Origin of the sequence: Streptomyces sp. NPDC006529 (genome assembly GCF_040611795.1) — a bacterium.
In the GTDB taxonomy this organism is placed as follows: Bacteria; Actinomycetota; Actinomycetes; order Streptomycetales; family Streptomycetaceae; genus Streptomyces.
Window position 1 is genome coordinate 70,897 of sequence record NZ_JBEXPB010000003.1, and the last position, 12,872, is coordinate 83,768.

Here is a 12,872-nt window from a genome sequence, read left to right on the forward strand (position 1 = left end):
TCTCCTCGACGGCAGAGTGAATGCTGCCCTGGTTCTATCAACCACAGGCGTGAAAACCGTCGGAATGCATGCCAGTTCGAAACCCACTTGCTGAGAAACAGGCGAAGAATGGCTCGATCTCGTCAGCCGAGCGGGGCGCCGTGGCAGGTGGCGTAGGGCTTGGTGGAGGCGCACCAGCAGGGGGTGGTGGGGGAGGGGGGCCAGGGGGTGGCTTTGCCGCGGGCGGCGAGGGTGGTGGCGTATTCGGCCAGGAGGCTCGGGGAGGCCGGGGAGGTCTTCTCGGAGGCGGCGAAGGCCTCGTACGAGGGGACGCTCGCGGTGACGATGCCGAGGTTCGTGGTGCCCGAGGCGGCCAGGGCGCGCAGGGAGGCCTCGATGTCCGTCAGGTGCGCGGCGTGCGAGGGGTACTCCGAGGCCAGGGTCGGGTAGGACGCGAGGAGTTCGGTCAGTTCGTCGAGGGGCCAGTGCAGCAGGGCCACCGGGAAGGGGCGGGAGAGCGCGGCGCGGCGGTCGCCGAGTTCGGCGCGCAGGCGGGCGATCTCGGCGCGCAGCTCCGCCGGGTCGTCGGAGCCCAGGGCCCAGATGCGCTTGGGGTCGTGGAGTTCGTCGAGCGGGATGGGGCCCGTGTGGCGGGTGTCGGCGACCATGTCCCAGTCGTCGTGGGCGAGCCCGAGGAGGCGGCGGACGCGGTGGCGGCCCGTGAGGAGCGCCGTCGTGGAGGCGGTGAGGGGTTCTTCGTCCGTGATGAGCAGGTGGGCGGCCTGGGTGAAGCACTCGTGGGCGGCGTCGAGTTCGTCGTGGTTCTCCAGGGTCTCGGCGATGACTTCCCAGGGCGCCGGGTCGTCCGGCGCCGCCGTGCGGATGCCGGAGATCAGGGCACGGGCCTCGGCCTCGTGCCCGTACTCCCACAGGTTCGCGGCCTGGAGCGCCTTGATCAGGTGGATGTCGGCCGGGGTGCCGGAGAGGAGTTGGTCGTAGAGCGCGCTCGCCCTGTCGCGTACGTCGGCCAGTTCGAGGTGGGCCGCGGCTTGCAGGAGCAGCGGCTCCTGGTCCTCGGGATAGCGGTTCGCCGTGCGGATGAGGCGCTCGGCTTCGGCGATGTGCTCGGCAGGCGTGTCGGGGCGCATGGTTCACACCGTACTGCCGCTGGTCAGTTGGTGGGGCAGGACTTAAGGTGCGGGCCGTGCGGGATCACATACCTGTCGTGGTGCAGGGGAGCGGTCGGCGGGCGCGGCGCGGGGGGACCGCGCGGGTGCTGTGGAGCTGCGCCGAGCTGGCGGTCACCGTGGGCGTGGTGCTGTTGCTGCTGGTGGTGCACCTGGTGTGGTGGACGAACCGGGAGGCCGTGGCCGGGGCGCGGGAGCAGGTGCGGGCGCTGGAGCGGGAGTGGGGCGGACCGGTGGACGATCCGGCGGTCCCTGACGCGTCCGACGCGTCTGACGCACCTGGCCCGACCGCGGCGGGCGAGGGCGCCGGACCCGGGGCGGATGCGGACGGCCCGCCCCCGGAGGCGCCCTCCGCGTCCGCTTCCTCCGGCGCGGGCGCCGGGAGCGCGGCGCCGCCCGCCGCGGGGCGGCCCGGCCGGGGGACGCCGCCGGCCGCGTCCCAGGCGTACGCCGTGCTGCGCGTCCCGCGGCTGGGGCTGGTTGTGCCGGTCGCGCAGGGGGTGTCCAAGGCGGCGGTCCTCGACAAGGGGTACGCGGGGCACTACCCGGGGACCGCGCAGCCCGGGGAGCGGGGGAACTTCGCCCTCGCGGGGCACCGCAACACGCACGGGGAACCCTTCCGGTACGTCAACCGCCTGCGGGCCGGGGACGAGATCCAGGTCGAGGCGCGGGGTGCGCGGTACACGTACGTCGTGGACCAGGTGCTCGCGGAGACGACCGCGCGGGACGCGGGGGTGATCGCCCCGGTGCCGCGGAGCGCGGTCCACCCCTCCTACGGGTACGCCGAGGCCGGGGCGTACCTCACGCTGACGACCTGCACCCCCGAGTACACCTCCACGTACCGGCTCGTGGTGTGGGGGAAGTTGAAGGGGTGAGGGGAGAGGCGCCGGGGTAAGGGTGGGGAGGGTGCGTCTACCGTGGGGCCGTGTGTCCGAAACGGGTGAAACGTCCTCAGCTGGTGTGGCTCGCCGCGCCCTTCGTGCTCTTCCTCGGTGTGCTGCCCCTGGTGAACCGGGTGGAACCGCTCGCCTTCGGGCGGGTGCCGTTCCTCCTCGTGTGGTGCGTCGGGGCGACCCTGGTCACGCCGCTCGCCGTCTGGCTGGCCTGGCGCGGTGATCACCGGTGAGCCCGGCGGCCGTGGCCACCTCCCTCTTCGCCGTGTCCATGGTGGCGACCGTGGCGCTGGGCCTCTTCGCGGTGCGCGGGCGGGGCGGCGGAAGCGACGGAGGGAACGGGAAGGGGGCCGGTGGCGGTGGGGGCGGGCTCGCCGAGTGGTCGGTGGGCGGGCGGTCGCTGGGCACGGTCTTCATCTGGGTGCTGATGGCGGGCGAGGGCTACACCAGCTTCAGCTATCTGGGCGCGGCGGGCTGGGGCTACAACTACGGCGCGCCCGTGATGTACGTCGTCGCCTACATGTCCTGCGGGTACGCCGTCGGTTACGTCGTCGGGCCCCTGTTGTGGGACTACGCGCGCCGGCACGCCCTGGTCGGGATCTCGGACATGGTCGCGCACCGGTACGGCCGCCCCTGGCCGGGCGCGGCGGTCGCGGTGCTGGCGACGGTGTTCCTGCTGCCGTACATCCAGCTCCAGATCACCGGGATGGGGGTGGTGGTCTCGACGGTGACCTACGGCGCCGTCCCGCTGGAGTGGGCGTACTTCGTCGCCTTCGCCGTGACCACCGGCTTCGTGGTGGTCAGCGGCCTGCGCGGGAGCGCGTGGGTGTCGGTGCTCAAGGACGTGCTGGTGATCGGGACGCTGGGCTTCCTCGCGGTGTACGTGCCGGTGCACTACTTCGGCGGCTACGGGGAGCTGTTCGACCGGCTGGTCGCGGAGCGGCCCCAGTGGCTGACGCTGCCCGGCGGGGGCGCGGGCGGGGGCAGGGGCGGCCTCGGGACGGGGTGGTTCGTGTCGACCTCCGTGCTCAACGCGCTGACCGTGGTCATCTTCCCGACCACCGTGGCGGGCTACCTGGGCGCCCGCGACGCCGACGCGCTGCGGCGCAACGCCATCCTGCTGCCCGCCTACAACGTGCTGCTGTTCGTGCCGATGCTGCTGGGGATGGCCGCGCTGTTCGTCGTGCCGGGGCTGACCGGCGCGGATTCCAACCTCGCGCTCTTCGAGCTGATCGTCGACTCGCTGCCCGCGTGGGCGGTGGGGGTCATCGGGGTCGCGGCGGCGTTGTCGTCGATCGTGCCGATGGCGGTGTTCATGCTGGTCATCGGGACGATGTGGGGGCGCAGCGTGCTGTCGCTGGTCCCCCGGTGGCGTGCGGGGGAGCGGCAGAAGTCGGCTTCGCAGGTGGTCGTGGTGGTGGCCGGGGCGCTGGCCCTGGTGATGACGTACACGGCGCCGAACACCTTGGTGCGGCTCTCGCTCATCTCCTACGAGGGGATGGCGCAGTTGGTTCCGATGCTGCTGCTGGGGCTGGTGTGGCGGCGTCTGACCCTGGCCGCGGCGGTGAGCGGGCTGGTGGTCGGGGTCGCGGTCGTCTGCGGGCTCGTCTTCACGGGTAACGACCCGGTGTGGGGGGTGAACGCGGGGATGGTCGCGCTCGGGCTGAACCTGGCGGTCGCGCTGGGGGTGGCGTGGCTGGGGCCGCGGGAGGCGGACGGGCGGCCGGACGCGGATGTGCTGGCCGCCGACCCCGTTGTCAGTGGGCCGCGTTAGGCTGTGAAGCGCCGTATCGAAGCCGTATCGGATCCGGGACGTGTGCGAGGGGGGTGGGTCGAATGACGCGAGTCCGCGGGCTGTTGAGCGTCGTCCTGCTCACCGGGCTCTTCACGCTGCTCCTGGGGTCCTCCCTCGGGGAGGGCGGGCTGAGCGCCGCCGTCGCCTTCGCGGCCACGGCCGCCGTCGGCGCCGCGGTGCTGGGCTGTGCGGCGCTGCTCGCGCGGTGCGCCCCGCCCGTGCCGCCCACCCGAATACGCACCGCGATCCGTGATCGCGAGCAGCGCACGGCCTTCCTGCCGCAGCGCGATCCCGACGCCTCCGGCCGCTCCCGGCCCAGGGCGCCCGGGCGGTCCGTCCCGACGGCCGCGTAGGGGCGTTCCCCGGGACGACGAGGCTTTCCGAGCCCGCGCCCCACCACCGCACGTGCTCCACCACTGAACGTGCCCCACCCCTGCACGCGCGCCCCCGCGCGGTCCGTCACGCCGAAATGCACCTCACGCATCTTTCGACGCTCGACGCGACCTCCCGGAGGGACCCCCGTGTCCGTACTCACCCCGCTCACCCATGCCCTCACGCAGGGCGTGGCGCAACCCGTCGCCGCGCTCGCCCGGCTGCTGGACCCGGTGGCGGCGCCGGCCGCGACCGCTGCCGCGATCGTGCTGTTCACCGTGCTCGTCCGGCTCGCCCTGCACCCGCTGAGCCGGGCCGCCTTCCGGGGCGCGACCCCGGCGGCCGGGTGCCTGCCCGCCCTGGTGCAGCTGCCGGTGTTCTTCTTCATGTACCGGGCGTTCACGTCCAAGGACAGCGGGCTGCTGGACGAGCGGCTGTTCGCGGCGCCGCTGGGAGCCCGGTGGACCGACGCACTCGCGGACGGCGGCCCGTTCGGGGCGCCGGGGCTGGTGTTCCTCGGCGTGTTCGCCGCCATCGCGGCCGTCGCCGCGTGGAGTGCCGTACGGGGCCGGCGGGCCGCCCGCTCGGGCAGCGGCCCCGAGCTTCCCGCCACCGTGCCCGCGGAGCAGCAGGAGGCGCTGCGCAAGCTGACCGGCGTCCTGCCCCTGCTCTCCTTCGGCACGCTGATCACCGCCGCCGTGGTGCCGCTGGCCGCCGGTCTCTACCTCGTGGCCACCACGGCCTGGACCGTGGCGGAGCGGGCCTGGCTCCAGCACCGCCGGGCCGGAGCCGGGCGTTCCAGTGTGTGAACAGGGTCTTGCGGATTGGGTGGACATCTTGGAGGATCGGCCAATCCTCCGATGGCCGCAACCCATCGGCCGGCCCGGGGCACGCCCGCGGGCCGACCACCCACGACCACGGGAGAATGCCCATGAAGCTGCTGCGTGTCGGACCGGTGGGTGCCGAGCGCCCCGCGCTGCTCGACCGGGACGGGACCCTTCGGGACCTGTCCGGCCTGATCACGGATGTGGACGGCGCTCTGCTCGCCGACGACGCCCTGCTGTCCCGCGTACGGGAGGCGGCGGCATCCGGAGGGCTCCCGGCCCTGGACGCCGAGGGCCTGCGGGTCGGCGCGCCCGTCGGCCGGATCGGCAAGATCGTGGGCATCGGCCTGAACTACCACGCCCACGCGGCGGAGGTCGGCGCCGATGCGCCCGCCGAGCCGATCGTGTTCCTCAAGGCCCCGGACACGGTGGTCGGGCCCGACGACACCGTGCTGATCCCGCGCGGCAGCGTGAAGACCGACTGGGAAGCGGAGCTGGGCGTCGTCATCGGCGCCACGGCCCGCTACCTCGCCTCGGCCGAGGAAGGGCTGGCCCACGTCGGCGGCTACCTGCTCGCGAACGACGTGTCGGAGCGCGAGTTCCAGATCGAGCGCGGCGGCACCTGGGACAAGGGCAAGAACTGCGAGACCTTCACCCCGCTCGGCCCCTGGCTGGTCACCGCCGACGAGATCCCGGACCCGCAGGTCCTGGACGTGAAGCTGTGGGTCAACGGCGAACTGAAGCAGGACGGCGCCACCTCCGACCAGATCTTCCCGGTCGGCGAGGTCGTGCGGTACCTGAGCCGGTTCATGACCCTGCACCCGGGCGACGTCATCGTCACCGGCACCCCGGCCGGTGTGGCCATGGGGCAGCCGGAACCCAAGCCGTTCCTGCGGGCCGGTGACGTCGTCGAGCTGGAGATCGAGAAGCTCGGCCGCCAGCGCCAGGAGTTCAAGAGCGCCTGAGCGTCCCGGTGCCTGGGCGCCGCCGCGCCCGCGCCTTTGGTCCGGCCGGCATGCGAAAGGGGCGGGTCCGCCGTGGTCGGCGGACCCGCCCCTCCTCGTACGTGCCGGGGTCCGTGCTGGTTACCGGAGCGTTCAGCCGCGGGTCGAGGCGCCGCGGCGGCGTGCCGCCAGGACCAGGCCCGCGCCCGCCGCGAGGGCGAGTGCGCTGCCGCCGACGATCCACGGGGTCTCGGAGCCGCTGCCGGTGGAGGCGAGCGGGCCGCTGCCGCCCGCCGGGGCGGCGGTGTTGGCGCCGGACCCGCCGGCCGCGGGGGTCGCGACGGGCTTGCCCGCCCCGTCCTTCGGCTTGTCCTTGTCCTTGCCGGTGCCCGCGCCGGTGGCGGGGTCCTTGCCCTGGTCCTTGCCGTCCGTCGGCGTGCCGTGGCCGGCCTGCTTGTCCTTCTCGCGGGCCGTGAACTGCCCGGTCTTCAGGAACTCGGCGCGGTCCTTCGCGCTGCCCTTGAGGGCGGCCTGTGCGGCCTTCTTCAGCTCGGGACCGGGGTTGGCGTTCAGCATCCGCGAGATCAGGACGGCGTTGTCGTCGTCCCGCAGCTCGTGCTGCCTGGTGGTCACGAACTCGCGGATCTGCGCCGGGGTGCCGTTCGAGAGGACCTTCTGGATGCCCTCGGTCAGGCCGGGACCGGCGCCCTGGAGCAGCGTGGCCAGCTCGACGCGGTCGTCCTCCAGCCGCGCCGTGTGCTGCCCGGTCTTCAGGAACTCGGTCAGTGCTTCCTGGGTCCCCGCCTGCATGGCCTTCTTGCCCTCGCGCTGGACGGCCTTGCCGCCGGTGCCGATCAGCCGCGAGACCCGCACGCGGTCGTCGTCGAACTGCTGCCGGCCCCACTCGACCGCCAGGAAGTGCCGCATCTCCGCGGCCGTGCCCTTGAGAGCCTTCTCGGCGTACTCGCGCACGCCGACGCCGCTGTTCGGGTCGGCCAGGATCTTCTCGATCAGGGCGCGGTCGGCCGCGGCCTGGTCCGAGCCGTCGGCCGGCTTGCCGTCCTTCGCGGGCTCACCGGCCGTGGTGCCGGCGGGCGTCGACACGGCCGGGGCGGCCGCCCCCGCCGCCGTCGGGGCGTCGGCGGCGAAGGCCGGCGCCGAGAAGAGGACGGCCGGGGCGATGGCGGCCGCGGCGACGGCCGATGCGATCCGGGACAACTTCACTTGGGGATACCCACTCTTCGCAACTGTGATGATCATAGGTTTCCCACAGCTTACGGTGTGATGATCACCCGCCCGGTCCATTTTCAGGCGGAAGCAGTGGCTCCAGGCGAGATGCCCACCGCACGCCCCTCGTCGGACGAGCGCCGCGCGGCCTCCAGTACCTCCAGGCAGTCCGCCGCCTCCCGCGCCGTGACCGGAGCCGGGCCGCCGTCACGGAGCGCCGCGGCGACCGCCGCGTAGTACGCCGGGTAGTCGCCGGGCTCGGTCGGCACCGGCCGCCCGCCGCCGGTCAGCGGGGATTCGCCGGAGCCGATCCGGCCCCGGCAGTCCTCGGGCTCCACGCCCCACGGCAGATCCACGCCGGGCCGCTTGCCCTCCCGCAGGGCGGCCTCCTGCGGGTCGAGGCCGTACTTCACGTAGCCCGCGGCGGAACCGAGCACGCGCATGCGGGGGCCCAGCTGGGCCGTCGTCGCGCTGACGTAGAGGTGGGAGCGGACGCCGCTCGCGTGGGTGAGCGCGATGAAGGTGTCGTCGTCCGCCCGTGCGCCCGGCCTGCGGACGTCCGCCTCCGCGTACACGCGCACGGCCGGGCCGAACAGCACCAGTGCCTGGTCGACCACGTGGCTGCCGAGGTCGTACAGCAGGCCGCCGATCTCCTCCGGGGCGCCCGACTCGCGCCAGCCGCCCTTGAGCTGGGGGCGCCAGCGCTCGAAGCGGGACTCGAAGCGCTGGACCTCGCCCAGTTCGCCGTCCTCGATCAGGCGGCGCACGGTGAGGAAGTCGTTGTCCCAGCGGCGGTTCTGGAAGACGGACAGGAAGGTTCCGGTCCGGTCCGCCAGTGCGGCGAGTTCGCGCGCCTGCGCGGCGGTGGCGGCGAGGGGCTTGTCGACGACCACGGCGAGACCCGCGGTCAGCGCGGTCGTGGCGAGCGGGACGTGGGTCTTGTTGGGGGAGGCGATGACGACCAGGTCCAGCTCGGAGGCACGCTCCCACAGCGCGTCCGGGGAGGGTACGACGTGCGCGTCCGCGAATTCGGCGCGCACCTGCTCCCCGCGGGCCTGGTCGGAGGTGACGACCGTGTCGAGGACGAGCCCGTCGGTCGCGGCGACGAGCGGCGCGTGGAAGACGGAACCGGCGAGTCCGTAGCCGATCAGCCCGACCCGGAGGGGGCGGGAGGGCGAGGCGGGAGTGGCGGGCGAGACGGGAGAGGTGGTGGTAGCCATGGAGTCCACTTTGGCAACACTGTTGCCTAAGTGCAAGGAGGGTGGACAATGGCCGGGTGATCAGGGGCAGCGGGGACGGCATGAGCGGCACGGACGGCGCGGGCGGTACGGGCCCCCCGAACGGCGGCGGAGCCAACCTGTCCGGGCTGCGCGGGCACAACGCCGCGCTGGTGCTGAGCCTGCTGCGCGCGGCGGGCCTGCGCGGCGAGGCCGGGCCGGGCCGCGGCGAACTGGCCGCCCGTACGGGCCTGACCCCGCAGGCCGTCAGCAAGATCGCGGCGCGGCTCACGGCGGAGGGGCTGGTCGCGGAGGCGGGCCGCGGCGCCTCCACCGGTGGCAAACCGCGCACCCTGCTCCGCCTCGTTCCCGGGGCACGGTACGCCGTGGGCGCGCACCTGGACCGCGACGAGCTGCGCGTGGTGCGGGTGGACCTGCTGGGGCGGGTGGTGGCCGAGGGGCGCCGGCCGCTGGACTTCGGCGCCGACCCCGACGCGGTCGTCGCGGCGGTCGCGGACGCGGTGGTACGGGCCCGCGCGGGCGGGTCGGGGAAGCGCGGGGCGGTCCCCGAGGGGCCGGGCGGGGGATCGTCGGCGGGCGTCGGGGTCGCCGCGCCCGGGCCGCTGGACCACCGCACCGGGGTGCTCGGGCGGGTGACCGGCTTCCCCGGCTGGGAGGGCTACCCGCTGCGGGCGGCGCTGGAGGAGCGCCTCGGGCTGCCGGTGGTCGTGGACAAGGACACCAACGCGGGCGCGGCGGGCGCCGGTCCGGGCTCCGGCAGCTCGGTGTACCTGCACGTGGGCACGGGGCTGGGCGCGGGGCTGCGGCTCGGCGGCCAGGTCTACCGGGGCAGCAGGTCGGGCGCGGGGGAGTTCGGGCACCAGGTGCTGCTGCTGGACGGCCCCCCGTGCCGGTGCGGGGCGCGCGGCTGTGCGGAGGCGCTGTGCCTGGAGGCGGTGGCGCGGGGGGACCTCGCCCGGGCCGCGCGGGTGCTGGGGGAGGCCGCGGCGAACCTGGTCGCGCTGCTGGACGTGGACCGGGTGCTGCTGGGCGGGCGCGTGGTGGCGGCCGCGCCGCAGGTGTTCGTCGAGGGGGTCCGTACGGTACTGGCGGCCCGCGCCCTCGGCGGGGAACCGGCGCGGGTGGAGCGGGCCCCCGGCGGGGTGGCCGAGGGCGCAGCGGAACTGGTCCTGGCCCCCCTCTTCGGGGGAGCGTGACGCCGTGCGCCGATCGGGGGTTCATCGGAGCCGGCGGGGCGCGGCGGCCGGAGGGGAGCGTGGCGGCATGGCAGGGTGCGGCCAAGGCGGGGTGATCGTCGCTTCGTCAGATCATCTTCCGGCGAGCCAGCGAAGGCCTCCCATGCGACTGCGCAAAGCCCTTGCACTCACCGCGGCCCTGGTGGCCGTATCGGGACTCTCCGGACCGGCCGCCCTGCCCGCGGCGGCCGCGGTGGCCGCGCCCGCGCCGCCCGGCGGTGGCGGGGCCCGGCCCGCGCCCGCGCTGCCCTCGGGGGCCAGGGCCACCTGTGGCGACGGCGTCAGCACGGCCTTCCCCATCGGGGCCCGGATCCGCGGCGGTCCCGCCGTCTACCGGATCGGCGCCGCGCCGCAGACCTGGTACCTGGACCTGACCAACACCACCGCTTCCGCGTGCACCGCCATCCACCCCGTGGTCGTCTTCACGGACAAGACGCGGAGCCTGCGGCCGGCCCATCTGCGGATGGAGTTCGATGCGCGGGGGACCACCTTCCCCGTCAGCCTGGAGGGCACGGACCGGGACGAGGTCATCGCCGTCTTCGACGGCGGGGAGGCGTTCCCGGGGTTCACCGTCGGGCCGGGCGGCTCCGCCACGGTCAAGGTGCGGCTGGCCTTCGCGGCCGATGCGCCCGCCGGGGAAGTGGTGGCCGATGCCGCGCTGGTCCAGCGCAAGGGGGATGACGGGGACTGGGTCGGGGACAGCGGGGGGTACCGGTTCTCTGTCGAGGGGCCGCGGGGGCCGCAGGATCCACTGGATCCGTTGGATCCGCTGGAGGCGGGGGCCGGGGTGGGGGCCGCCGGTGAGGAGGACGAGGGGGAGGCCGGTGCCGGTGCCGCCGGGTCCGGGGCCCTTGCCGAGACGGGGGCCGGGGGTGGGGGTGCTGCCCGTGGGGCGGAGCGGGAGCGGGAGTGGGTGTACGGGGGCGGTGCGGTGGGGGCCGTTGCGGTGGGTGGAGGGTTGGTGCTGTTGGCGCGGCGCTTGCGTAGGGAGAGCGGGCGTACGGCTTAGGGTGCGGCTCCGTCTGCCCTCCGGGGGCGCCTCAAACGCCGGCGGGGCTGAGATCGCTGCCGCTGCTCCCCGGCGGGGCTGGGATTGCCGCCCGCGCTGGCCGCACCGCGCGGCCAGGGGCCCCGTACAGTCCCAGGGTGGAATCGATTTCGCACCGTCCCGGTTCGCCCGTTCGATCCGGGATTCCCGAGCACGGGCGCATCCCCAAGTACTACGCCGTCAAGGCCCGGGTCTCCGAGCTGGTCGAGGAGTTGGGCGAGGGGGGTGTGCTGCCCACCGAGCGGGATCTCGCCGAGCGGTACGAGGTGGCGCGCGAGACCGTACGGCAGGCGCTGCGCGAGCTGCTGCTCGAAGGGCGGCTGCGCCGGGCCGGGCGCGGCACCGTGGTCGCCGGCCCGAAGCTGGAGCAGCCGCTCTCCCTCGCCAGTTACACCGAGGGGGTGCGCCGCCAGGGGCGCCGGCCCGGCCGCAACCTGATCGGGCTGGAGCGGTTCCCCTGCCCGCCCGACCTCGCGCCCGGCATCGGCGCCGCGACCGGGGAGCCCGTATGGCACCTGGAGCGGGTGCTGCTGGCCGATGACGAGCGGGTGGGGCTGGAGAGCACGTACCTCCGCGTGGCCCGCGCACCCCGTCTGGACAGCGAATTCCAGCCGGATTCCTCGTTCTACGGGTACCTCCGGGAGCGGCTCGGCATCGCCTTCGGGGACGCCGACGAGAAGCTGGAGACGGTCCTGGCCACCCCGCGCGAGGCGCTGCTCATCGGGACGCCGCCCGCGCTGCCGATGCTGCTGATCCACCGCTTCTCGCGGGACCAGGACGGGCGGCCGCTGGAGCGGGTGCGTTCCCTCTACCGCGGCGACCGGTTCAGCTTCACGACGCACCTGCGCCCCGAGTAGGCGGCGCGGCACCCGCGGACACGGTACAAATGGATGCCATGCGATCACGGAATCATAACGGGTCTGGTCCAACCGTCGGGGGCTGTTCACCGGTGCGTCGCCTGGCGGATCCTCCCGGGCCACGGGTCGCGGACACCGTGGGCCGGGTGAGAGTCATAGTCATCGGGGGCGGCGTGGTCGGCACCATGCACGCCTGGCAAGCAGTCGAACGCGGCCACGAGGTCGTCCAGATCGAGCGCGAAGCCGAGGCGCGCGGCGCCTCGCTGCGCAATTTCGGCCAGATATGGGTCAGCGGACGGGCCGGCGGTGCGGAGCTGGACACGGCACTGCGGGCCCGCGAGCTCTGGGAGCGGATCGGGGAACGGGTCCCCGGCCTGGGCTTCCGCGCCATCGGATCCCTCACCCCGCTGCGCACGGCCCGCGAGTACGCGGTTGCCGAGGCGGCCGTCGCCCGCCCCGACGCCGCCGCCCGCGGCTACGCCCTGCTCACCGCCTCCGAGGCGCGCACGGTCAACCCGGCCCTGCGCGGCGCCTTCGAGGCGGCGCTGTGGTGCGAGCGGGACGCGGCCGTCGAACCGCGCACCGCGCAGCTCCATCTGCGCGCCGCGCTGCGGGCCTCCGGCCGCTACACCTTCCTGCCCGGGCGCGAGGTCCGCGAGGTGACCGGCCCAGGCGCCGTCCGCGACGACCACGGGGACGTCCACCGCGGCGACGCCGTCGTCCTGGCCACCGGCGCCTGGCTCTCGGGGCTGGTCCGCGAGCTGGCACCGGACCTGCCCGTGCGCCGGGTCCGGCTCCAGATGATGCAGACCGAGCCGCTCGGCGAGCCGCTGACCACCTCCGTCGCCGACCCCGACAGCTTCCGCTACTACCCGGCGTACCGGAGCGGGGCCCTCGACGCGCTCAACGCGGAGCAGGCTCAGGCGCCCGTCGCCGCCGCGCACAAGATGCAGCTGCTGATGGTGCAGCGCAGCGACGGCGGTCTGACCATCGGCGACACCCACGAGTACGAACACCCCTTCGCCTTCGACACCCTCGACGAGCCCTACGACCACCTCACCGGGGTCGTGGAGTCCTTCCTGGGCCGCCCGCTGCCGAAGGTGCGCCATCGCTGGGCGGGCGTGTACGCGCAGTGCACCGACACCACCCGCGTCGTCCACCGCCAGCAGGTGCGGGACGGCGTGTGGCTGGTGACCGGACCCGGCGGCCGGGGCATGACCTGCTCGCCCGCCATAGCCGAAACCACCGCGAACGAACTGGGCTGGTGACCGAC

General features: G+C 74.4%; 13 protein-coding genes. 10 read left to right on the top strand and 3 right to left on the bottom strand.

Annotated elements, in window-relative coordinates; genetic code table 11:
• Positions 1–122: 122 nt before the first annotated feature.
• Entirely contained in the window at positions 123–1,127 is a 1,005-nt protein-coding gene (locus tag ABZY31_RS03995; RefSeq protein ID WP_356404541.1) for a hypothetical protein, read from the bottom strand.
• A 56-nt stretch (positions 1,128–1,183) separates the two neighbouring features.
• Between ABZY31_RS03995 and ABZY31_RS04000 the strand changes: the two genes are divergently transcribed.
• The 6 genes from ABZY31_RS04000 (at position 1,184) to ABZY31_RS04025 (ending at position 6,015) form a co-directional block, all read left to right on the top strand.
• Positions 1,184–2,041, top strand: coding sequence for a class E sortase (locus ABZY31_RS04000; RefSeq protein WP_356404543.1), 858 nt, complete (start codon positions 1,184–1,186; stop codon positions 2,039–2,041).
• A gap of 65 nt (positions 2,042–2,106) precedes the next feature.
• Positions 2,107–2,292, top strand: a complete 186-nt coding sequence (locus ABZY31_RS04005; protein WP_356404545.1) for a DUF3311 domain-containing protein — start codon at positions 2,107–2,109, stop codon at positions 2,290–2,292.
• A 38-nt stretch (positions 2,293–2,330) separates the two neighbouring features.
• Positions 2,331–3,833, top strand: coding sequence for a sodium:solute symporter family protein (locus ABZY31_RS04010; RefSeq protein WP_356404856.1), 1,503 nt, complete (start codon positions 2,331–2,333; stop codon positions 3,831–3,833).
• A gap of 62 nt (positions 3,834–3,895) precedes the next feature.
• Positions 3,896–4,207, top strand: coding sequence for a DUF6412 domain-containing protein (locus tag ABZY31_RS04015; RefSeq protein ID WP_356404547.1), 312 nt, complete (start codon positions 3,896–3,898; stop codon positions 4,205–4,207).
• Between the two features lie 168 nt (positions 4,208–4,375).
• Positions 4,376–5,035 carry a YidC/Oxa1 family membrane protein insertase gene (locus ABZY31_RS04020; protein WP_356404549.1) on the top strand — a complete coding sequence of 220 codons (660 nt, stop codon included), beginning with the start codon at positions 4,376–4,378 and terminating at the stop codon, positions 5,033–5,035.
• A gap of 122 nt (positions 5,036–5,157) precedes the next feature.
• Positions 5,158–6,015 (top strand): fumarylacetoacetate hydrolase family protein, encoded by an 858-nt coding sequence (locus tag ABZY31_RS04025; protein WP_356404551.1) that lies wholly within the window; start codon positions 5,158–5,160, stop codon positions 6,013–6,015.
• Between the two features lie 132 nt (positions 6,016–6,147).
• Here ABZY31_RS04025 and ABZY31_RS04030 read toward each other — a convergent pair whose 3' ends face one another.
• Both ABZY31_RS04030 and ABZY31_RS04035 read right to left on the bottom strand, forming a co-directional pair.
• Positions 6,148–7,218, bottom strand: a complete 1,071-nt coding sequence (locus ABZY31_RS04030; RefSeq protein WP_356404553.1) for an ALF repeat-containing protein — start codon at positions 7,216–7,218, stop codon at positions 6,148–6,150.
• Positions 7,219–7,301: 83 nt separating this feature from the next.
• The gene (locus ABZY31_RS04035; protein ID WP_356404555.1) at positions 7,302–8,441 is read right to left on the bottom strand and encodes a Gfo/Idh/MocA family oxidoreductase; all 1,140 of its coding nucleotides are present in this window, start codon (positions 8,439–8,441) and stop codon (positions 7,302–7,304) included.
• An 80-nt stretch (positions 8,442–8,521) separates the two neighbouring features.
• Between ABZY31_RS04035 and ABZY31_RS04040 the strand changes: the two genes are divergently transcribed.
• From ABZY31_RS04040 to ABZY31_RS04055, 4 genes are all read left to right on the top strand, one after another.
• Positions 8,522–9,655, top strand: coding sequence for an ROK family transcriptional regulator (locus ABZY31_RS04040; RefSeq protein ID WP_356404858.1), 1,134 nt, complete (start codon positions 8,522–8,524; stop codon positions 9,653–9,655).
• 142 nt (positions 9,656–9,797) lie between these two features.
• A complete protein-coding gene (locus ABZY31_RS04045; RefSeq protein WP_356404557.1) occupies positions 9,798–10,703 on the top strand; it encodes a hypothetical protein in 906 nt (301 codons plus the stop codon).
• Positions 10,704–10,840: 137 nt separating this feature from the next.
• Positions 10,841–11,599 (top strand): GntR family transcriptional regulator, encoded by a 759-nt coding sequence (locus tag ABZY31_RS04050; protein ID WP_356404559.1) that lies wholly within the window; start codon positions 10,841–10,843, stop codon positions 11,597–11,599.
• A 146-nt stretch (positions 11,600–11,745) separates the two neighbouring features.
• Positions 11,746–12,867 (top strand): TIGR03364 family FAD-dependent oxidoreductase, encoded by a 1,122-nt coding sequence (locus ABZY31_RS04055; RefSeq protein WP_356404561.1) that lies wholly within the window; start codon positions 11,746–11,748, stop codon positions 12,865–12,867.
• Positions 12,868–12,872 lie beyond the last annotated feature (5 nt).

Bases quoted from the DNA above. Each gene is read 5' to 3' on its own strand.
- ABZY31_RS04040 (WP_356404858.1), top strand. From the start codon at position 8,522: ATGAGCGGCACGGACGGCGCGGGCGGTACGGGCCCCCCGAACGGCGGC.
- ABZY31_RS04045 (WP_356404557.1), top strand. From the start codon at position 9,798: ATGCGACTGCGCAAAGCCCTTGCACTCACCGCGGCCCTGGTGGCCGTA.
- ABZY31_RS04010 (WP_356404856.1), top strand. From the start codon at position 2,331: ATGGTGGCGACCGTGGCGCTGGGCCTCTTCGCGGTGCGCGGGCGGGGC.
- ABZY31_RS04025 (WP_356404551.1), top strand. From the start codon at position 5,158: ATGAAGCTGCTGCGTGTCGGACCGGTGGGTGCCGAGCGCCCCGCGCTG.
- ABZY31_RS04015 (WP_356404547.1), top strand. From the start codon at position 3,896: ATGACGCGAGTCCGCGGGCTGTTGAGCGTCGTCCTGCTCACCGGGCTC.
- ABZY31_RS04035 (WP_356404555.1), bottom strand. From the start codon at position 8,441: ATGGCTACCACCACCTCTCCCGTCTCGCCCGCCACTCCCGCCTCGCCC.
- ABZY31_RS03995 (WP_356404541.1), bottom strand. From the start codon at position 1,127: ATGCGCCCCGACACGCCTGCCGAGCACATCGCCGAAGCCGAGCGCCTC.